The 18,938-nt window shown below is 64.1% G+C and carries 16 protein-coding genes; 5 read left to right on the forward strand and 11 right to left on the reverse strand.

What is annotated here, in order from left to right; genetic code table 11:
- The 9 genes from ACHMW6_RS35010 to ACHMW6_RS35050 form a co-directional block, all read right to left on the reverse strand.
- Window positions 1-933: a 2-hydroxyacid dehydrogenase gene (locus tag ACHMW6_RS35010; protein WP_395404187.1), complete on the reverse strand. Its 933-nt coding sequence runs from the start codon at window positions 931-933 to the stop codon at window positions 1-3.
- An 11-nt stretch (window positions 934-944) separates the two neighbouring features.
- On the reverse strand, window positions 945-2,975 hold the full coding sequence (locus tag ACHMW6_RS35015; protein ID WP_395404189.1) for an acetyl/propionyl/methylcrotonyl-CoA carboxylase subunit alpha: 2,031 nt from the start codon (window positions 2,973-2,975) through the stop codon (window positions 945-947).
- Window positions 2,976-3,135: 160 nt separating this feature from the next.
- Window positions 3,136-4,176 carry a biotin synthase BioB gene (gene bioB, locus ACHMW6_RS35020; protein ID WP_395404191.1) on the reverse strand — a complete coding sequence of 347 codons (1,041 nt, stop codon included), beginning with the start codon at window positions 4,174-4,176 and terminating at the stop codon, window positions 3,136-3,138.
- Between the two features lie 73 nt (window positions 4,177-4,249).
- Window positions 4,250-5,017, reverse strand: coding sequence for a dethiobiotin synthase (gene bioD, locus ACHMW6_RS35025; RefSeq protein ID WP_395404193.1), 768 nt, complete (start codon window positions 5,015-5,017; stop codon window positions 4,250-4,252).
- A gap of 1 nt (window position 5,018) precedes the next feature.
- Window positions 5,019-6,206, reverse strand: a complete 1,188-nt coding sequence (gene bioF, locus ACHMW6_RS35030) for an 8-amino-7-oxononanoate synthase (RefSeq protein WP_395404195.1) — start codon at window positions 6,204-6,206, stop codon at window positions 5,019-5,021.
- A complete protein-coding gene (gene bioA, locus ACHMW6_RS35035; protein WP_395404197.1) occupies window positions 6,206-7,531 on the reverse strand; it encodes an adenosylmethionine--8-amino-7-oxononanoate transaminase in 1,326 nt (441 codons plus the stop codon). Before bioA ends, bioF begins: the two co-directional genes overlap by 1 nt.
- 98 nt (window positions 7,532-7,629) lie before the next feature.
- Window positions 7,630-8,415, reverse strand: a complete 786-nt coding sequence (locus ACHMW6_RS35040) for an enoyl-CoA hydratase/isomerase family protein (RefSeq protein ID WP_395404199.1) — start codon at window positions 8,413-8,415, stop codon at window positions 7,630-7,632.
- Between the two features lie 10 nt (window positions 8,416-8,425).
- Window positions 8,426-10,033: a carboxyl transferase domain-containing protein gene (locus tag ACHMW6_RS35045; protein ID WP_395404201.1), complete on the reverse strand. Its 1,608-nt coding sequence runs from the start codon at window positions 10,031-10,033 to the stop codon at window positions 8,426-8,428.
- A 12-nt stretch (window positions 10,034-10,045) separates the two neighbouring features.
- Window positions 10,046-10,474, reverse strand: coding sequence for a YchJ family protein (locus ACHMW6_RS35050; protein WP_395404203.1), 429 nt, complete (start codon window positions 10,472-10,474; stop codon window positions 10,046-10,048).
- A gap of 113 nt (window positions 10,475-10,587) precedes the next feature.
- On the opposite strand from ACHMW6_RS35050, the gene ACHMW6_RS35055 reads away from it, so the two are divergent.
- Complete coding sequence (locus ACHMW6_RS35055; RefSeq protein ID WP_395404205.1) at window positions 10,588-11,064, forward strand: hypothetical protein; 477 nt, start codon at window positions 10,588-10,590, stop codon at window positions 11,062-11,064.
- Between the two features lie 291 nt (window positions 11,065-11,355).
- Here ACHMW6_RS35055 and ACHMW6_RS35060 read toward each other — a convergent pair whose 3' ends face one another.
- Both ACHMW6_RS35060 and ACHMW6_RS35065 read right to left on the reverse strand, forming a co-directional pair.
- Window positions 11,356-12,612 (reverse strand): D-amino acid dehydrogenase, encoded by a 1,257-nt coding sequence (locus ACHMW6_RS35060; RefSeq protein ID WP_395404207.1) that lies wholly within the window; start codon window positions 12,610-12,612, stop codon window positions 11,356-11,358.
- A gap of 151 nt (window positions 12,613-12,763) precedes the next feature.
- Complete coding sequence (locus ACHMW6_RS35065; protein ID WP_395404209.1) at window positions 12,764-14,095, reverse strand: serine hydrolase domain-containing protein; 1,332 nt, start codon at window positions 14,093-14,095, stop codon at window positions 12,764-12,766.
- Between the two features lie 166 nt (window positions 14,096-14,261).
- Here ACHMW6_RS35065 and ACHMW6_RS35070 point away from each other — a divergent pair, with 166 nt between their 5' ends.
- The 4 genes from ACHMW6_RS35070 (at window position 14,262) to ACHMW6_RS35085 (ending at window position 18,931) form a co-directional block, all read left to right on the forward strand.
- Window positions 14,262-15,002 carry a GntR family transcriptional regulator gene (locus tag ACHMW6_RS35070; protein WP_395404211.1) on the forward strand — a complete coding sequence of 247 codons (741 nt, stop codon included), beginning with the start codon at window positions 14,262-14,264 and terminating at the stop codon, window positions 15,000-15,002.
- Between the two features lie 70 nt (window positions 15,003-15,072).
- On the forward strand, window positions 15,073-15,954 hold the full coding sequence (gene murQ / locus ACHMW6_RS35075; protein WP_395404213.1) for an N-acetylmuramic acid 6-phosphate etherase: 882 nt from the start codon (window positions 15,073-15,075) through the stop codon (window positions 15,952-15,954).
- 14 nt (window positions 15,955-15,968) lie between these two features.
- Complete coding sequence (locus tag ACHMW6_RS35080) at window positions 15,969-17,234, forward strand: MFS transporter (protein WP_395404215.1); 1,266 nt, start codon at window positions 15,969-15,971, stop codon at window positions 17,232-17,234.
- An 86-nt stretch (window positions 17,235-17,320) separates the two neighbouring features.
- The gene (locus ACHMW6_RS35085; protein WP_395404217.1) at window positions 17,321-18,931 is read left to right on the forward strand and encodes a glycoside hydrolase family 10 protein; all 1,611 of its coding nucleotides are present in this window, start codon (window positions 17,321-17,323) and stop codon (window positions 18,929-18,931) included.
- Window positions 18,932-18,938: the final 7 nt, after the last annotated feature.

Consider the following 18,938-nt stretch of genomic DNA (forward strand, 5'->3'; position numbering starts at 1 on the left):
TCAGTATCCATGCAAACGGTTGATGACATCGGCGACGGGCTCGCCCTTCTCCAGCTGGCGGATCTTGCCCGCGATCTGCTGCACGCTCTCGCGGCGCAGGGTCAGGGCGGCGATGTGCGGCGTGATGGTGACACGCGGTTCCTGCCAGAACGGGTGCTGCATCGGCAGCGGCTCGTTGCGGAACACGTCCAGCGTGGCGCCTGCGATATGGCCGGACTTGATCAGGTTGAGCAGGTCGGGCTCGTTGACGTGGGCGCCGCGCGCCACATTGATGATGTAGGCGCCCTGCGGCAGCTTCAGCATATTGCCGCGATTGAGAACATTGCTCGTTTCAGGCGTCAGCGGCAGCATGCAGACCACGGCGTTCGAACCGCGCAGGAAGGTGTCCAGGCCTTCCGGGCCGTAGAAGCATTGCATCCCGTCCACATGCTTCTCGGTGCGGCTCCAGCCGCGCACGGGGAAGCCGAACTCCTTCAGCGCCTGGATCACGCGCATGCCCAGCACGCCCATGCCCAGCACCCCGACAGCGAAGTCTTCCTTGTGGTGCTGCGGCAGCTGGTCCCAGACGCCGGCGCGGGCCTGGGTGTCGTATTCGTCCAGGCGGCGGAAATAGCGCAGCACGGCGTGCGTCACATACTCCGCCATCTGGATGCCCATGCCCGCATCGCCGAGGCGGATGATGGGGATCTCATGCGAGATTTCCTGTTCGAACTTGAGGATGGCGTCCGCCCCCGCACCGGTAAGGAAGATGGCCTTCACTTCGGACAGTTCGCGCAGCATGGCCTCGGGCGGCGACCACACGATGGCGTAGTCGCAGGGTGCGGCTTTCACGCCGGGCTGCCATACCACGACCTCCGCTTCCGGCAGGTGACGGGCGAAATCCTTTATCCAGGGCTCGGTCTTGCCGTCTGCCCTGTGCAGCAAAATGCGCATGGTGTCTCCTCCTACGCAGCAGCCTTGAATGCCAGCAGAGGAGCGCCGTCGGCGACCTGGTCGCCCACCGCATACAGCACTTCCTCCACCACGCCATCATGGGGAGCCGAGATGGTATGTTCCATCTTCATCGCTTCCATAATGACGAGCGCATCTCCTTTTTTCACTTCCTGGCCATTTGCGGCCAGCACAGCGACAACCTTGCCAGGCATCGGCGCGGTCAGGCGTCCTCCCTCTGCTTCCGATTCGCCTGCGTGGGCCATCGGATCGTTATAGTCGAGCACATAGTGTCCGCCGCCGGTGAAGACATGGAAAATGTCGCCATCGCGGCGCACAGTGCCGTGCACGGAAGTTTCGCCCAGCTTGATGCTGAAATCAACGCCCTTCTGCGATTGCAGGGTCAGATCGACCTGGATGCCCTTGATTGCGAATTGCCAGCCATGCGGCAGGTAAGTCAGCAGCGGTTCGTAGCTTTTGCCATGCTCGTCGCTGAAGGCCAGCTTGCGTGCATAGTTGAAGTTCATGCGCCAGCCCAGGGCCTGGCCCCACGGATCGCCCTTGTTGGCGCCCGATTGCGCTGCAGATTTGTCTTTTTCTTCCTCGATCAGCGATACGGCGGCCAGTGCGACAGCAGCTACCGGCACCGAACGGGCCGGCGGGAACAGGGACTCCTGGTTACGCTCGATCAGGCCCGTGTCCAGGTCGGCGCTGGAGAAGGCGTCGCCCTCGACCAGGCGCTTGAGGAAGGCGATGTTGCTGGCCAGTCCAACGATCTGGTACTGGGCCAGGGCCTGGGCCATGCGGGCCAGCGCCTGCTTGCGGTCTGCACCCCACACGATCAGCTTCGCGATCATCGGGTCGTAGAACGGTGAAATGGCATCGCCTTCGCGCACGCCGGAATCGACGCGCACGGCGGCAGGGTGGCCCGGAACGCCGCCCAGCTCAAAGTTGACCGCATCCGGCGTATCCAGGTGGCGCAGCGTGCCGATGGACGGAAGGAAGCCCTTCTCCGGATTCTCGGCATAGATGCGGGCCTCGATGGCGTGGCCATTGATGGTCAGATCTTCCTGCTTCTTCGGCAGCGGCTCGCCTGCGGCAACACGCAGCTGCCATTCAACCAGGTCGGTGCCGGTGATCATTTCGGTGACAGGGTGCTCCACCTGCAGGCGCGTGTTCATCTCCATGAAGTAGAAGCTGCCGTCCTGGTTGGCGATGAATTCCACGGTGCCGGCGCCGACATAGCCGACGGCCTTCGCGGCTGCTACCGCGGCTTCGCCCATCGCGGCGCGGCGCTCGGAGTCCATGCCCGGCGCCGGCGCTTCTTCCAGCACTTTCTGGTGGCGGCGCTGCACGGAGCAGTCACGCTCGAACAGGTGGATGCAATTGCCGTGTGTGTCGGCAAACACCTGGATTTCGATGTGGCGGGGACGCAGCAGGTACTTCTCGGCCAGCACCTTGTCATCGCCAAAGGAGCTGATGGCTTCGCGCTTGCAGGAGGCCAGCGCGTCGGCGAAGGCCGCGGAGCTCTCGACCACGCGCATGCCCTTGCCGCCGCCGCCCGCCGATGCCTTCAGCAGCACCGGATAGCCGATGCGGTCGGCCTGTTGCTGCAGGAAGGCGGTGTCCTGATTGTCGCCGTGATAGCCGGGCACCAGCGGAACATTGGCCTTTTCCATCAGCTGCTTGGCGGCGGACTTGGAACCCATGGCACGCATCGCCGAAGCTGGCGGGCCAATGAAGACCAGGCCCGCTTCCGCGCAGGCGTCCGCGAACTCGGCGTTTTCGGAGAGGAAACCATAGCCGGGGTGGATCGCTTCCGCGCCCGTTGCCAGCGCTACCGCGATCAGCTTGTCGCCGCAGAGGTAGGACTCCTTTGCTGGCGCTGGGCCGATGTTCACCGCTTCGTCGCAAACCGCCACGTGCTTGGCATCGGCGTCCGCCTCGGAATAGACGGCGACCGTGCGAATGCCGAGCCGGCGGGCCGTGGCTGCGACACGGCAGGCAATTTCGCCGCGGTTGGCGATCAGGATTTTTTTGAACATGGTCTCTCTCTATCCTCGTTATATGTTTAATTCCCGGGCCGTTCAGCGGCGGATCAATGATCCGCCCTACGACGCGTCCTGTAATCGTTTCCCAGCCGACGCATTGCGGACGATTTTGGCCCCAACGGGGCTGTAGGGCGGATCATTGATCCGCCGTGGCTCAGCAGCCGCAGGCTTCCTTTTGCACCGAATCCAGCGTGGTGCCGCGAGTCGGCAGTCCCAGCTTCGCCAGCAGGGCGCGGTCATCGTTCGCTTCCGGGTTATCGGTCGTCAGCAGCTTGTCGCCGTAGAAGATCGAGTTGGCGCCGGCCATGAAGCACATCGCCTGCACCGCCTCGCCCAGCTCGCGGCGGCCGGCGGACAAGCGCACGCGCGCCTTCGGCATCGTGATGCGCGCAATCGCGATGGTACGCACGAACTCCAGCGGGTCCAGCTTGTCCATGCCGTACAGCGGCGTGCCTTCCACCTGAACCAGGTGGTTGACCGGCACCGACTCCGGATACGGATTCAGGTTTGCCAGCTGCGCGATCAGGCCTGCGCGCTGCTCGCGCGTCTCGCCCATGCCCACGATGCCGCCGCAGCAGACTTTCAGGCCCGCGTTGCGCACGTGGCCCAGCGTGTCCAGGCGGTCCTGGTATTCGCGGGTGGAGATGACGTTGTTGTAGAACTCAGGCGCGGTGTCCAGGTTGTGGTTGTAGTAGTCCAGGCCCGCATCCTTCAGGCGCTGCGCCTGTTCCGCTTCCAGCATGCCCAGCGTGGCGCAGGTTTCCAGGCCCAGGGCCTTCACTTCGCGCACCATGGTTTCGACTTTTTCCATGTCGCGCTCTTTCGGGCTGCGCCAGGCGGCGCCCATGCAGAAGCGGGTCGCGCCGTTGTCCTTGGCTTGCTTGGCGGCGTCAAGGACGGTGTCCAGGTCGAGAATCTTCTTGGCTTCCACGCCAGTGTCGTAGCGCGCGGCTTGCGGGCAGTAACCGCAATCCTCTTCGCAACCGCCGGTCTTGATGGACAGCAGGGTCGCCAGTTCAACGTCGCCATCCGGCCAGTGCGCGCGGTGGGTTTGCTGGGCGCGGAACATCAGCTCGTGGAATGGGAGCTCGTACAGGGCCAGCACTTCTTGCAGGGGCCAGGTGGCGTCCTGCGGCAGCGTGATGGCGGCGGTGGGACGGTGCAGTTCGACGGTTTTCGGTTCTTGCAGGGACATCGGTTTCTTTTCCTCTCTGTTCTGGGACGGCGGATCAATGATCCGCCCTACGCCGCGGTGGCGGATCTGGTGTTTATTTTGTCGGGCGCACAGGCCAGTTGGGCAAGCGCGTAAAGTCAAGGTACTCGGCGGCAGCGGCGGCGCTCGGCTGGGACAGGCGCGGGATGCGGCCCAGCAGCGGCGCCGGGATGCGCGCTTCCAGGGCGGCGATATTCTCGTCCGCGAAATTGAATTCCAGTTCCAGCGTGTTGGCAACCCAGCCCGCCAGCTTCAGGCCGCGCGACTGGATCGCTTCGACCGTCAGCAGCGCGTGGTTGATGCAGCCGAGCCGCATGCCGACCACCAGCACGACCGGCAGCGCAAGCTGCTGCGCCAGGTCGGCGGTGTCGTATTCGTCGGTCAGCGGCACGCGGAAGCCACCGACGCCCTCCACGACGGTGGCGTCGGTCAGCGCGGCGATTTCCAGGTAGGCGGCGAGAATCGGCACGGGGTCGATCTTGCGGCCTTCAAGCTCTGCGGCGATGTGCGGCGCGGCCGGCTCTTCCAGCATGAATGGCGTGGTGAGCGACTGCGGCAGCGATACATTGCCGGCTTCCGCCAGCTGGTCCGCATCGTCGTTATGCAGCTCGCCGTTCTTCATCACGGCGCCGGCGGCGACCGGCTTCATGCCGCAAGCGCGCACGCCGCGCCGCACCAGTGCGTACAGCATGGCGGACGACGTCAGGGTTTTGCCGATTTCGGTATCGGTGCCGGCCACGAAGCAGGCGAAGCGCGTCGGTACGCCATCGGCTGCGGCAGCGGCGGCAGGTGCGGGAGCGATGACAGGATCTTCAAGCGCCATCTCAGGACCTCCTTTCCAGTGCGTTCAGTGCTTCCACCAGCTGGGCCACATCCTGCCGCGTATGGGCGGCGGACAGGGTGACGCGCAGGCGCGCCGTCCCAACCGGCACGGTGGGTGGGCGGATACCGCCGACCCAGATGCCCTGCTCCCACAGCGCAGCCGAGGCGCGCATGGCGGCGTCGTTCTCGCCGATCACGATGGCCTGGACCGAAGTGATGGACGGGATGCGCTGCCATTTCTGCAGGCGCAGGCCGTCGTCCAGCTGGGCGATCAGGGCGTTCAGGTGGTCGCGGCGTTCGCGGCCCTCTGAACCTGCAATGATATCAAGGCTGGCCAGCAGCGCGTGCGCCAGCGCCGGCGGCGCGGCGGTGGTGAAAATGTAGGGACGGGCGCGCTGGATCAGGGTTTCGATCACGGTGCTGTGCGCGGCCACGAAGGCGCCGCCGACGCCAGCCGCCTTGCCCAGCGTGCCCACATAGACCAGGTTCGGCGAGCGCAGGTTGAAATGCTCCAGCGCGCCACGGCCATTGGCGCCCAGCGTGCCGAAGCCGTGGGCGTCGTCCACGATCAGCCAGGCGCCCTGGCGCTCGCACACTGCCAGCAACTGCGGCAGCGGCGCCAGGTCGCCGTCCATGCTGAACAGGGAGTCGGTGACCACGATCTTGTTGGATGCCGTGCTTTCGGCCAGCATCGTTTCCAGCGCCGCCACATCCGCGTGCGGATAAACCTTCAGCGTGGTGCGCGACAGGCGGCCGCCATCGATCAGCGAGGCGTGGTTCAGCGATTCGCTGAAGACTTCGGTGTTCTTGTCGCCGACGGCCAGGCCGGTGATGACGCCGAGATTGGCCATATAGCCGGTGCAGAAGTACAGCGCGCGCGCGTCCACCACGTGCGGCGACACGAATTCCGCCAGGCGCTCCTCCAGCTGCACGTGGGCGCGGCTGTGGCCCGAGATCAGGTGCGAAGCGCCGCTGCCGGCGCCGTACAGGTCTACGCCTTCGTGCATGGCTGCCGCAATCTTCGGATGTGCGGCCAGGCCGAGATAGTCATTGCTGCAGAAGGCCAGCATTTCGCGGCCGTCCACGGTCAGGCGCGGTGCGCAAGGCGTTTCCACCGAGCGGCGCTTGCGGATCTGGTGCTTGTCCTGCAAGAGCTGCAGGTGGGCTTCGAGTTTGTTCAGCAGTTCCATTACGCGATCACCTTCTCGAACACGGTCAGCGTGCGTTGCGCCAGGCCGCCGATTTCCTCGTCGCTGAGGATGTAGGGCGGCATCAGGTAGACGGTGGAACCGATGGGGCGCAGCAGCAGTTCGTTGCGGGTGGCTTCGGTAAAGAAGCGGCGCGAGAAGTCCGGTGCGGCGTCGATGGCGTCGAAAGCCCAGATCATGCCGCGGTTGCGGAAGTTCTTCGTGCGTTCGTGATTGGCCAGCGGCGCCAGGGCATCGGTCAGCTTGCGCGAGCGGGCCTTGTTCGCTTCCAGCACATGGTCTTCGGCGAAGATGTCCAGCGTGGCCAGCGCGGCGCGGCAGGCCAGCGGGTTGCCGGTGTAGGAGTGCGAGTGCAGGAAACCGCGCGTGACGTCGGCGCTGTAGAAAGCCTGGTAAATCTCTTCGCGCGACAGCACGATGGAGAGCGGCAGGTAGCCGCCGCTGATGCCTTTCGACAGGCACAGGAAGTCCGGCCACACGCCCGCCTGTTCGCAGGCGAAGAAGGTGCTGGTGCGGCCGCAGCCGACGGCGATTTCGTCCAGGATCAGGTGCACGCCGTGCCTGTCGCACAGTTCGCGCACCAGCTTCAGGTAGAGCGGATCGTGCATCGCCATGCCCGTGGCGCACTGCACCAGCGGCTCGATGATGATGGCGGCGATCCTGCCGGCGCGCTCGGTGAACACGCGTTCCACATCCGCAGCGGCGCGGCGCGCCACGTCTGCGGCGGTTTCGCCTTCAGCGGCCTGGCGCGCATCGGGCGACATCACGGTCTGCGCAGCGCGCAGCAGCGGGCCGTAGGCATCCTTGAACAGGGCGACGTCGGTAACGGCCAGCGCGCCGATCGTTTCGCCGTGGTAGCTGCCTTTCAGGCAAACGAATTCCTGCTTGCCGCCATGGCCGCTGTTGCGCCAGGCGTGGAAGCTCATCTTGAGCGCGATTTCGACGGCGGAGGCGCCGTCCGATGCATAGAAGGCGTGGCCCAGCTGGTGCTGCGTCAGCGCGGACAGGCGCTCGGACAGCTGGATCACCGGCTCGTGCGTGAAGCCGGCCAGCATCGCATGCTCCAGCATGTCCAGCTGCTCGCGCAGGGCCGCGTTGATGCGCGGGTTGGCATGGCCGAACAGGTTCACCCACCAGGAGCTGATCGCGTCCAGGTAGCGGTTGCCTTCATGGTCGTAAAGCCATACGCCGCGGCCATGGCTGACCGGGATCAGCGGCACGGTTTCGTGGTGCTGCATCTGGGTGCACGGATGCCATACGCTACGCAGGCTTCGCGCGACCCAGTCGCTGGTTTCGTTTTTTTCCAACTTGACTCCTATACGGCGGGTCAAACGACCCGCCCTACGCACCGGGGCGGAACATTGTCCACCTGCGGCGCGTAGGGCGGATCATTGATCCGCCGTTCTTAATTCAGCCACCCAGGCTTGCGCTTCTCCAGGAAGGACTGCACACCCTCGCGCCCTTCGCCGGACGCGCGGATGTGGGCAATGCGCAAGGCCGTATCAGCCAGCAGCACATCATCCACCGGGCGGTGTGCGATATCGCGCACCAGCACCTTGGCTTCCCTGACCGCGTTAGGGCTATTGCCCACCAACGCCTTCAGCACTTCAGCAACTTTTGCATCCAGCGCCTCCGCAGCAACGACTTCGTGGACGAAGCCGATGCGGTGCGCCTCCTGGGCGGTGAATCGCTCGGCGGTGAGGAAATAGCGGCGTGCCGCATTCTCGCCCATCGCCTTGATGACATAAGGGGAAATGGTGGCCGGGATCAGTCCCAGCTTCACCTCGCTCAGGCAGAAATTGGCTTCCTGGACGGCCACCGCGATATCGCATGCCGCCACCAGGCCCATTCCGCCCGCATAACAGTCGCCCTGCACCTTCGCCACGACGGGCTTGGGGCAGAGGTAGATCGTGCGCAGCATCTGCGCCAGCTGCATGGCGTCGGCCTCGTTCTCCTCGTGAGAGTACGCGGCCATCTTTTTCATCCAGTTCAGGTCAGCACCGGCGCAGAAGGCCGGGCCGTTGGCGGCCAGCACGATGGCGCGCACCATTTCGTTGCGTCCCAGTTCGTGGAAGGCAATCGAGAGTTCATTGATCGTGTGCTCGTTGAAGGCATTGCGCACATCCGGACGGTTCAGCGTGACGGTGGCGACTTTGTCGATGATGCCGACGGTAAGGGTTTGATATTCCATGCTGCCCTCCTTACATGCGGAACACGCCGAACTTCGTATCCGGGATCGGCGCGTTCAGCGTGGCCGAAAGCCCCAGGCCCAGCACCATGCGCGTGTCGGCGGGATCGATCACGCCGTCGTCCCACAGGCGGGCAGACGCATAGTAAGGGTGGCCCTGGTGCTCGTACTGATCCTTGATCGGCTGCTTGAACGCGGCTTCTTCGTCCGCGCTCCAGCTGCCGCCTTTCGCTTCGATGCCGTCGCGCTTCACGGTGGCCAGCACGGACGCCGCCTGGTCGCCGCCCATCACGGAGATGCGCGCATTTGGCCACATCCACAGGAAGCGCGGCGAGTAGGCGCGGCCGCACATGCCGTAGTTGCCGGCGCCGAAGGAGCCGCCAATGATGACGGTGAACTTCGGCACGGAGGCGGTGGCGACTGCCGTCACCATCTTCGCGCCATTGCGCGCAATGCCTTCGTTTTCGTATTTGCGTCCCACCATGAAGCCGGTGATGTTCTGCAGGAAGACCAGCGGGATCTTGCGCTGGCAGCACAGTTCGATGAAGTGCGTGCCTTTCAGCGCGGACTCGGAGAACAGGATGCCGTTGTTGGCGATGATGCCGACCTTCATGCCGAAGATGTGGGCGAAGCCGCACACCAGCGTGGTGCCGTAGCGCGCCTTGAACTCATCGAATTCGCTGCCGTCCACGATGCGCGCGATGACTTCGCGGATGTCGAAAGGCTTGCGGGTATCGACCGGGATCACGCCGTACAGTTCTTCCGGCGCGTACTTCGGCTCCGCCGCTTCGCGCAGCGCGCCCTGTTGCGGCTTCTGGCGGTTCAGGTTGGAGACGATGTTACGGGCCATGGACAGGGCATGCATATCGTCCTGCGCCAGGTGGTCGGCCACGCCCGAGAGGCGCGTATGCACATCGCCGCCGCCCAGGTCTTCCGCCGATACCACTTCACCCGTCGCCGCCTTCACCAGCGGAGGGCCGCCGAGGAAGATGGTGCCCTGCTCTTTGACGATGATCGATTCGTCGGACATGGCCGGCACATAAGCGCCGCCGGCCGTGCAGGAGCCCATCACCACCGCGATCTGCGGGATGCCCTTGGCGGACATATTGGCCTGGTTGTAGAAGATGCGGCCGAAGTGTTCGCGGTCGGGGAACACGTCATCCTGGTTCGGCAGGTTGGCGCCGCCCGAGTCCACCAGGTAGATGCAGGGCAGGTTGTTCTGGTCGGCGATTTCCTGGGCGCGCAGGTGCTTCTTCACGGTGACCGGATAGTAGGTGCCGCCCTTGACGGTGGCGTCGTTACAGACGATCACGCATTCCTGGCCCGACACGCGGCCGATGCCGGTGATGATGCCGGCCGAGGGGGCGGCATTGTCATACATTTCGTACGCAGCCAGCTGGGAGAATTCGAGGAAGGGCGTGCCGGGATCGAGCAGCATCTGGACGCGGTCGCGCGGTAGCAGCTTGCCGCGGGCGACGTGCTTGGCGCTGGCCGCTTCGCCGCCGCCTTCAGCCACCTTGGCCACTTTGGCGCGCAGGTCGTCGACCAGGGCTTGCATCGCGGCGGCGTTGACCTTGAAGTCTTCGCTGCGCGGATTGAGTTTGCTTTCGATGTGCGGCATGGTCTCCCTCTCTTATTCTGGAAATTGACCGTCCACGTAAAACCAGCGCAGGCCGCCTTCGCCGGGCTCGCGCAGGAAGCGGCTGATTTCGTGCAGCCGTTGACCGCGGCCATCGACGCGCAAGCGGGCGACGAACTCGACGAAATCCTCGTTTTCCGCGGCCTCTGCTTTACGTTGACGTAAACGTAAAGCAGATTTTACCTCAAGTCCCAGCCATTGGAGCTTTTCATTTTTGCTAATTATTGGCTCTTGTGGACGGGTGCTGGGGTGCCAGGTGGCCTGCAGGTAGGCTTCATCCTTCAGCGTGTACGCGGTGTAGCGCGAGCGCATCAGCTGTTCCGCCGTCGCCGGCAGCGCCTTTCCCTCGATAAACGGCCCGCAGCAAGTGGCCAGCGATGGGCCGCCACAGGGACAGCCGGTAGGGGTCTTGGTCTTGGACATCCCGCAATTATCCGCGATCCGGCGCTGGTATGGGTTCTGCGGGGCTGCGCGTTATTGCTTTGGCAATGCTGCCGTGGCAGCATACGAGGCTTCAACTTCGCGGAGGATATCCCATGCAGCAACGCTGGACGGTTCCCCAGGCAATCCTCATCGGCGGCGCGCTCGCCGGACTGCTGGACATTACTTTCGCGATCTCGTTCGCGATGTATAACGGACTGACGGCCGAGCGGCTGCTGCAGGTTGTTGCCAGCGGGCTGGTCGGCAAGTCTGCATTCTCCGGCGGCTTTGGCACCGCCGCCCTTGGCCTGGCCTGCCACTTTTTGCTCAGCTTCGTATGGATGACTTTGTTCTTCCTCGCCGCCCGCCAAGTGCCCGCGCTCGCGGCCCGTCCGCTCGTTGCCGCTGTTGGCTACGGCATCCTGGTTTTCCTGGCGATGCGCCTGGTCGTCCTGCCGCTTTCCGCCTTTCCGAACGCCGTTACCTTCAAGCCGCTTGCCACGACGCTCGACCTGCTGTCCCATATGTTTCTGTTTGCCCTGCCCATTGTCTGGGCCACGCGCAAGGCCTTGCGGCGAGACGCCGGCGGCTGATCAAGCACGGCGGATCAATGATCCGCCCTACGCCGCGCCGGTGATTTTATGGAGCCGCCCAATGTGGATGCGGCGATGGTTTTATGGGCCGCCCAATGCGGATGCGGCGGTGATTTTATGGGGCCGTCCAATGCGGATGCGGGGATGAAATTGAATGTCACGCGACGCGGGCGACGGCGCGGATTGTGATCGCCCCCAATGCGGCCGCCGATGCGGATATTGATCGGCCCGCGGCGCGTAGGGCGGATCATTGATCCGCCGTGCGTGCTCAGTCAGCGGCAGGAGCCAGGCTCAAGCGGCGAGCGCGAGGCAGTCGAGGGTGAACGGCGTCTGCTTGCCGCGCATGAGCGTGGCGAGGAGGTTGGCGGTGCCGCAGGCGAAGGTGAAGCCGAGGGGGCCGTGGCCGACATTGAGCCAGAGGTTCGGATATTTAGTGGCGCCGATTATGGGCGCGGAATTCGGCGTGGCGGGGCGCAGGCCGGCCCAGGGCTCGGCCTTGTCGTAGTCGGCGGCGTGCGGCATGGTGGCGCGGGCCAGTTTGGTCAGGCCGGCGATGCGGCGGCGGTCGATGGACGTGTCCTCGCCGACCATGTCGACCATGGCGGCGATGCGCAGGTTGCCGCCGATGCGCGCATACAGCGTCTTGCGTTCGAAATCGGTCACGCTGATTTCGGGTGCGCAGTGTTCGGCGCCGATCGGCGCGGTGAGGCTGTAGCCTTTCAGCGGGTACATCGGCAGGTAGATGCCGGCGGTGGCGGCCAGATTGCGGCTCTGGATACCCGCCGCAAGGACGAAGTGGTCGGCAGCGAGCCAGCCGGCGTTGGTCTGGATGGCGGACACGCGTCCGTTCTCGGCGAAGATGGTATGCGCTTCGGCGTGCACAACGCCTTCGAAGCGCGGATGCGCCATCAAGCGCTTTTCCAGCGCCAGGCAGAACGCCTGGCAGTCGGCGACTGCTTCGCCGCTGTTGAAGATGCCGCCCGCGAGCGATGGCGCCAGCTCGGCCAGCGCCGGTTCCAGTTTGGCGGTCTCAGCGCCGTTCAAAACGACGCGGTTGTCCTCTGAGCCCGGCTTGGCAACGGCCTTGTCGAAAGCAGATTTGGAACGGTAGACCACGAGCTTGCCCGCGTCGCGCCAGGAGAATTCGGACAGCGGCAGCTTCAGTTCCAGCTGCGCCATGGACTGCCGGCTCAGCTCACCCAGCTCGAGCAGCTTGGCCGTGGTGCGGGCGTTGTCGGCGGAATTGCAGTTGGCGAGGAATTGCGCCAGCCAGCGCCACTGGCGCATATCGGCTTCGGGACGGAAGCGCAGCGGGCCGTCTTCCTGGAACATCCATTGCAGCGCTTTCAGCGGCACGCCGGCGTCGGCCAGCGGCGAGACGTAGCGGTAGCTCAGCTGGCCGCCGTTGCGCGCGCTCGCCGCGCTGCCGACCGTAGGCGCTTGCTCCAGCAGCGTGACGCGATAGCCGGCCTCCAGTAGCCACCAGGCCGAAGCCAGGCCAACGACACCGCCACCGATCACGACTACTTGCTGTGCTTCTTGCTGCATTACGCCTCGCTAGGGCCTTTCACGGCCGGGTTATTCATGATAGGAAGGGTAACGGTCAGCTGGCCGTTGTCGCCAATTAAAGTTATTACAGGGGCCATAACCTCGGGTGATGCCAGCACGGCGGATCAATGATCCGCCGTACACGCTGTGGCTAATCCGGGACGCGTCCGCCGCTATCGCCCAACACGGCCCGGCGGTACAGGGCGTCGAGAATCAATTCTTCGGTGCGGGTGTGGGCGGAGAACTGCCCGGGGTAGGCATCGGGATCGCTGGCGAAGCCGCCGATCAGGGAGACGAGGCCGTTCTTCCTTTGCAGATCGACCACAAAGGTGGAAATCAGGCCATAAGCCTCGCCCAGGTGGCCCACAGCGGAGAAGCCGCCGCCGGATACGAGGCGGTTGCCTTTGCCCGGTTCGTCGGCGAAGCGCTGCGTGCCCAGTCCCCAGCTGTGATAAAGGCCCTTCAATGTGTCGCCATTGCGGCCGTTGTAATGCCACTGCTCGGCAAACATCGCCTGCAACGACTCGGGACGAAGGATCTGCTTGCCCTCAAAGCGTCCGTTATTGATCAGCATGAGCATGATCTTGCCCATGTCCCCCGCCGAAATGCGCATGCCGCCGGTCGGGCTGAACAGCGTGCCGTTGCTGCCAATCTCATAGTGCTCGATGCCAGGCGGCTGCCGCGGCGCTGACACGCCGAAATCGTCCACCTGCGCAATCCACGGCCCCTTCGGATCCCAGACTTCGGTATCGCGCGTGCGGCGGCGGTACAGGGTTGCCGTGTCCGACACTTCCTGCGCCGTGAACTCGGCCGGGTTATAGCCGCCGTGCAGACCCATCGGCTGCAGCAGCAAGCGCTTCATCAAACGGTCGAAGCGCTCGCCGGATGCGCGCTCCATCAGCATGCCGATCACGCCCCAGTTCAGGTTGCAGTAGGTAAAGTACTCGCCCGGCGCGCCCTGCTGCGCCCACATCTCCCCCTTGCCATAGCGCTTGCCGCCGGACAGCAGCACCTCGCGCAGCGAAGTATCCGTGCCCCAGGAATAGCCGGCATCGTCACGCAGGGTGGAGGTGTGGCTCAGCAGGTGGCGCAGCGTAATCGGCTTGTCCGGATAAGCGGGATTGCGGACGGGGAAGCCCATCACCGTGCTGATGTCCTCGTCCAGGCGCAGCTTGCCTTCCTCGACCAGCTTCATCGCGCCGAAAGTGGTCATCATCTTGGAAATGGATGCGATGCGGAACATCGTGGCGGGCGTGACCGGTGCGGTGACGCCGTTGCCGGCCGTATCGATGCGGCGCAGGCCGAACTGCTGCTGGTAAGCCACCTTGCCGTCGCGGATTGCCAGCACGGAAAGACCGGACAGAGGACGCTGTGCATCGTTGACAATGGCTGCCAGCTCCCGGTCCAGCACAGAGGTTGCCGGTCCCGCCGCCACAACATGGCTCGCACCGCCCAGCAAGATCGCCCCGATCAACGCGCGCATCGACATTCAGACTCCCCAGATTTTGTTATGCGAAAAGCATATAACCGGCGCGCGCACAGGGGCCAATGAAAACTGATTATGCGGACATAACCGCACGGCATATATAACAAAATCACGCCGCGAAAAGCTCATCGCTATTAAACTACTGCATAACAGGAGAAACGCAATGAACCAGCCCGGCGCAGAATTCAAACCGGATCAACAAGATAATTCCCCTCTGTATATGCAGATTGCCCGCAAGTTGAGCGACGATGTGCGCAACGGGCGATACCAGGTCGACCAGGCACTGCCATCGGAACGCACCTTGTCCGAGCAGCTGAATGTGTCGCGCGTGACGGCGCGCAAGGCTATCGACCAGCTGGTGGAGCAGGGACTCGTCGTGCGCCGGCGCGGCTCGGGCAATTACATTGCGCCACGCATCGAACAGCCGCTGTCCAATCTCTCCAGCTTTTCCGAGCAGCTGCAGCAGCGAGGCTACAAGCCCGGCTCGCGCTGGCTGAAGCGTGCCATCGTCACCGCCAGCGCGGACGAGCAAATGAGCCTGGGCCTGTCGCCCAATTCCCGCGTGGCGCGCCTGGAGCGCCTGCGCCTGGCTGACGATGTCGTGATGGCTTATGAAGTCAGCGTTCTGCCGCAAAGCGCGGTAGCGAAGCCGGAAGAAATTGGCGATTCGCTGTATCAATACCTGGAGTCCGTAGGCAAGGCGCCGGTGCGCGCCCTGCAGCACATCCGTGCCATGAACGCCGGCGCCGAACTGGCCGAGAAGCTGGAAGTGCCGGAAGGACAGGCCGTACTCTTCATCACCCGCATCGCCTATCTGGAAACCGGCGAAGCGGTCGAGCTGACCCACTCTTACTGCCGCAGCGACCACTACGATTTCGTGGCGGAGATGCGGCGAGCGGCATAACTAAATGTAATGCCCATGTATCTTCCTTTCATGGGCCCGGGTCGGTATTTGGTATTACACTGGTACTATCATGCTAAAAACCGAAACCCCTAGCAGCCTGCACACCGGGCTCGACCAATACCCCACGGAGCAGCTGGTTTCCGCGTTTGTGGACGATCAGCTGAACGCCGTCGAAGCCGTACGCAAGGCGGCGCCTTCGATCGCAAAAGCTATTACCGCAGCAGTACCACGTATCGAAGCGGGCGGACGCCTGCTCTACGTCGGCGCGGGCACTTCCGGCCGCCTGGGCGTGCTGGACAGTGTTGAACTCTACCCCACCTTCTCCTGGCCGCACGAGCGCGCCCTGGCCCTGCTGGCTGGCGGCGAATCCGCCATGTTCCAGGCAGTGGAAGGCGCGGAAGACGACCGCGAACAGGGCGCGAAAGACCTGCAGGGTCTGACCCCGACAAGGAATGACGTCGTGCTGCTGCTGGCGGCATCCGGCGGCACGCCTTATGTGCTGGGCGCATTGCATGCGGCGCGCGCCATCGGTGCGCTGACCATCGGCATCGCCAACAACACCGATGCACCGGTCGCGAACGAAGCGGAAGTGGGCATCACGCTGGACACCGGCCCCGAAGTCATCTCGGGCAGCACGCGCCTGAAGGCCGGCACCTCGCAGAAGATCGTGCTGAACACGATCTCCAGCGCCATCATGGTCCGCCTGAACAAGGTGTACGGAAACTTGATGGTAGACTTGAAGCCGACCAATGCGAAGCTGTTTGCGCGCACCGTGCGCCTGACCATGCACGCGACCGGCGCCGATGAAGCGTCGGCCCGCAGCGCGCTGGAACAATGCGGCTTCCACGTGAAGGTGGCGGTGGTCGCACTCCTGAAAAAGACAAGTGTGCAGCAGGCGGAGAGGCTGCTGGAACAAGCGAAAGGAAGCGTCCGCGGAGCGCTTTCCGCATAAGTACAAAGGAACGCATGGAACAAGTGCAGCAGCGCAGCCCCTGGTGGTGGGTGCCATCCCTCTATTTTGGTCAAGGCATCCCCTACTTCGCCGTGATGGCCTTGTCCACGACGATGTACAAGAACACCGGCATGTCGAATACCGACATCGCGTTGTACACTTCCTGGCTTTACCTTCCCTGGATCATCAAGCCGATCTGGTCCCCGATCGTGGAAATGTTCGGCACCAAGCGCGCCTGGGTGGTGCTGCTGCAAATGATGATCGCGGTCTCGCTGGCCGCGGTCGCGTTCACCACGCCGTTGTCCCACTTCGTGCAGCTCAGTCTTGCCGCGATGTGGCTGATGGCTTTCAGCTCGGCCACCCACGATATCGCGGCGGACGGCTTCTATATGCTGTCCCTGCGCCAGAAAGACCAGGCGGCCTACGTCGGCGTTCGCAGCACCGCCTACCGCATCGCGAACGTGGCCTGCAACGGCGGCCTGACTTATATCGCGGGCCAGATCATCAAGCATTCCGGCAATCCGCATCTGGCGTGGGGCATCGTGTACGGCCTCATGGGCGGCGTGTTCGGCCTGCTGGCGCTGTATCACCTGTTCATGCTGCCCAGGCCTGCGGCGGACCGCAAGGCCGTGCACGCGGCCAGTCCGTTCGACGAATTCTTCAACACCTTCAAGGCCTTCTTCCGCAAGGACGGCATCGTCGTCATCCTGCTATTCCTGCTGACCTTCCGACTGGGCGAGTCGCAGCTGCTGAAGATGGCCGTGCCCTTCCTCGTTGACAAGCGCGTGGAAGGTGGCCTCGGCCTGGATACGTCCGACCTGGGCATCGCCTATGGCACCGTGGGCGTGCTGGCGCTGCTGGCTGGGGGCCTGCTGGGCGGCTATGTCATTTCGCGCGTCGGCCTGAAGCGCTGCCTGTGGCCGATGGCCTTCATCACCCACGTGCCGGACCTGGTGTTCGTGTGGCTGTCGCATGCGATGCCGGAAAACTTCATCGTGATTTCCACTGCCATCGGCCTGGAGCAATTCGGCTACGGCTTCGGTTTCACCTCCTACCTGATGTTCATGATCATGGTCGCCGAAGGTGAACACAAGACCGCGCATTATGCGATCTGCACCGGATTCATGGCGCTCGGCATGATGATTCCGCAAATGGCGAGCGGCTGGATCCAGGAATATCTGGGCTATCCGAACTTCTTCATCTGGGCCTGCATGGCAACCATCCCGGCCTTTATCGTGACGGCGATGGTGAAGATCGATCCGGAGTTCGGACGCAAGTAGGTACAATAGTCCCCTTCAGCGTTGCGGAGGTTGGTTTGAGATTTAGTGCAAAAAAGCGGCTGACATTGTCCGCCGGTGCAGCCAGTGTGATTGGCGCCATCCTGGCCGCGTGTTCTTCCAATCCGCTGCCGTCCGATAAAGGCGCGGCCGTTCCCGGCGCCGCCGGCGGCAAGCCTGGCGCCGCACCGGGAGCGCAACCCGCAATGCCGGCCCAGCCTCACTTCACCGGCGACACGCCGCCGCCGGCGCCGCGCGAATTCCGTGCCGCCTGGGTGTCGACCGTCGCCAATATCGACTGGCCAAGCCGCAGCAACCTGCCGCCCGCGAAGCAGCAGGCCGAGGCGCTCGCCATCCTTGACCGCGCCAAGTCGCTCAACCTGAACGCCATCGTGCTGCAGGTGCGCCCAAGCGCCGACGCAATCTACCCGTCGAAGCTGGAGCCGTGGTCCGAATACCTGACCGGCGCGCAAGGCCGCGAGCCTTCCCCCGCCTGGGACCCGCTGCAATTCTGGATCGCCCAGGCGCACGCACGCGGCATGGAACTGCACGCCTGGTTCAATCCTTATCGCGCGCGCCACTCCGCGGCCAAATCGCCGAATTCGCGCGACCACATCGCCAACACCAAGCCGCAGGTGGTCAAGCAGTACGGCAAATTCCAGTGGATGGACCCGGGCGAGGAAGCCGCGGCGCAGCAGACGCTGGATGTAATCCTGGACGTGGTGCGGCGCTACGATATCGACGGCGTCCACATCGACGATTACTTCTATCCCTACCCGATCGAAGCCCCAAGCGCCAACGGCGGAGAAGCGGCCGCGCTGGATGCGCCGTCGAATGGCGGCAAGACGGAGCTTGATTTCCCCGACCAGCCGGCGTGGCAGCGCTATGTGGCTGGCGGCGGCACGCTGGACCGCGCTTCGTGGCGCCGCCAGAACGTGAACCAGCTGATCGAAGCGATCTACAACGGCATCCGCAAGGAAAAGTCCTGGGTGCGCTTCGGCATCAGCCCCTTCGGCATCGGCCGTCCGGACCGCCGCCCGCCGGGCATCCAGGGCTTCAGCCAGTACGACAAGCTGTATGCGGACGCCGAACTGTGGCTGCAGAATGGCTGGCTCGATTACTTCACGCCGCAGCTGTACTGGCCGATCGCCCAGCAGCCGCAAGCCTTCCCGGTGCTGCTCGATTACTGGCTGGCCCAGAACAAGCGTGGCCGCCATGTATGGCCGGGCATGTACACCAGCCGCATCGACAACACCGACAAGTCCTTCACGCCGGATGAAATCGTGCAGCAGATCGAAGTGATGCGCAGCCGCGGCGTGGTGAACGGCCACGTCCACTTCAGCATCGCGGCCCTGATGCAGAATCGCAAAGGCATCACCGACCAGTTGAAAAACATCAGCTACCAGAGCGCCGCGCTGGTGCCGGTCACGCCATGGCTGGGCAGCGATGCGCCGTCCGCACCGGCGGTGGCGGTCAAGCGCAATGGCAGCGGTCTGGCCGTGTCGCTGGGCGCGGTACCGAAGGCGACGCAGTTTGCCATCTGGGCCCGTTATGGCGACGAGTGGCGCTTCACCGTGGCGCCGGCCACGCGCAGTGAAGTCGTGCTGACCGACGATGCCGGCGTTCCGGCGCGCTCGGTAGTGGTGACGGCAGTGGATCGCCTGGGGAATGAGAGCCCGCGGGTTACCGCGACCTTATAACTTTTAG

This window comes from Pseudoduganella sp. UC29_106, assembly GCF_044055365.1.
In the GTDB taxonomy this organism is placed as follows: Bacteria; Pseudomonadota; Gammaproteobacteria; order Burkholderiales; family Burkholderiaceae_D; genus Rugamonas.

Excerpts from the sequence above, each read along its gene's own strand:
- ACHMW6_RS35010 (WP_395404187.1), bottom strand. The coding sequence starts at position 933 with ATGCGCATTTTGCTGCACAGGGCAGACGGCAAGACCGAGCCCTGGATA.
- ACHMW6_RS35015 (WP_395404189.1), bottom strand. The coding sequence starts at position 2,975 with ATGTTCAAAAAAATCCTGATCGCCAACCGCGGCGAAATTGCCTGCCGT.
- bioB (WP_395404191.1), bottom strand. The coding sequence starts at position 4,176 with ATGTCCCTGCAAGAACCGAAAACCGTCGAACTGCACCGTCCCACCGCC.
- bioD (WP_395404193.1), bottom strand. The coding sequence starts at position 5,017 with ATGGCGCTTGAAGATCCTGTCATCGCTCCCGCACCTGCCGCCGCTGCC.
- bioF (WP_395404195.1), bottom strand. The coding sequence starts at position 6,206 with ATGGAACTGCTGAACAAACTCGAAGCCCACCTGCAGCTCTTGCAGGAC.
- ACHMW6_RS35040 (WP_395404199.1), bottom strand. The coding sequence starts at position 8,415 with ATGGAATATCAAACCCTTACCGTCGGCATCATCGACAAAGTCGCCACC.
- ACHMW6_RS35045 (WP_395404201.1), bottom strand. The coding sequence starts at position 10,033 with ATGCCGCACATCGAAAGCAAACTCAATCCGCGCAGCGAAGACTTCAAG.
- ACHMW6_RS35050 (WP_395404203.1), bottom strand. The coding sequence starts at position 10,474 with ATGTCCAAGACCAAGACCCCTACCGGCTGTCCCTGTGGCGGCCCATCG.
- ACHMW6_RS35055 (WP_395404205.1), top strand. The coding sequence starts at position 10,588 with ATGCAGCAACGCTGGACGGTTCCCCAGGCAATCCTCATCGGCGGCGCG.
- ACHMW6_RS35060 (WP_395404207.1), bottom strand. The coding sequence starts at position 12,612 with ATGCAGCAAGAAGCACAGCAAGTAGTCGTGATCGGTGGCGGTGTCGTT.
- ACHMW6_RS35065 (WP_395404209.1), bottom strand. The coding sequence starts at position 14,095 with ATGCGCGCGTTGATCGGGGCGATCTTGCTGGGCGGTGCGAGCCATGTT.
- ACHMW6_RS35070 (WP_395404211.1), top strand. The coding sequence starts at position 14,262 with ATGAACCAGCCCGGCGCAGAATTCAAACCGGATCAACAAGATAATTCC.
- murQ (WP_395404213.1), top strand. The coding sequence starts at position 15,073 with ATGCTAAAAACCGAAACCCCTAGCAGCCTGCACACCGGGCTCGACCAA.
- ACHMW6_RS35080 (WP_395404215.1), top strand. The coding sequence starts at position 15,969 with ATGGAACAAGTGCAGCAGCGCAGCCCCTGGTGGTGGGTGCCATCCCTC.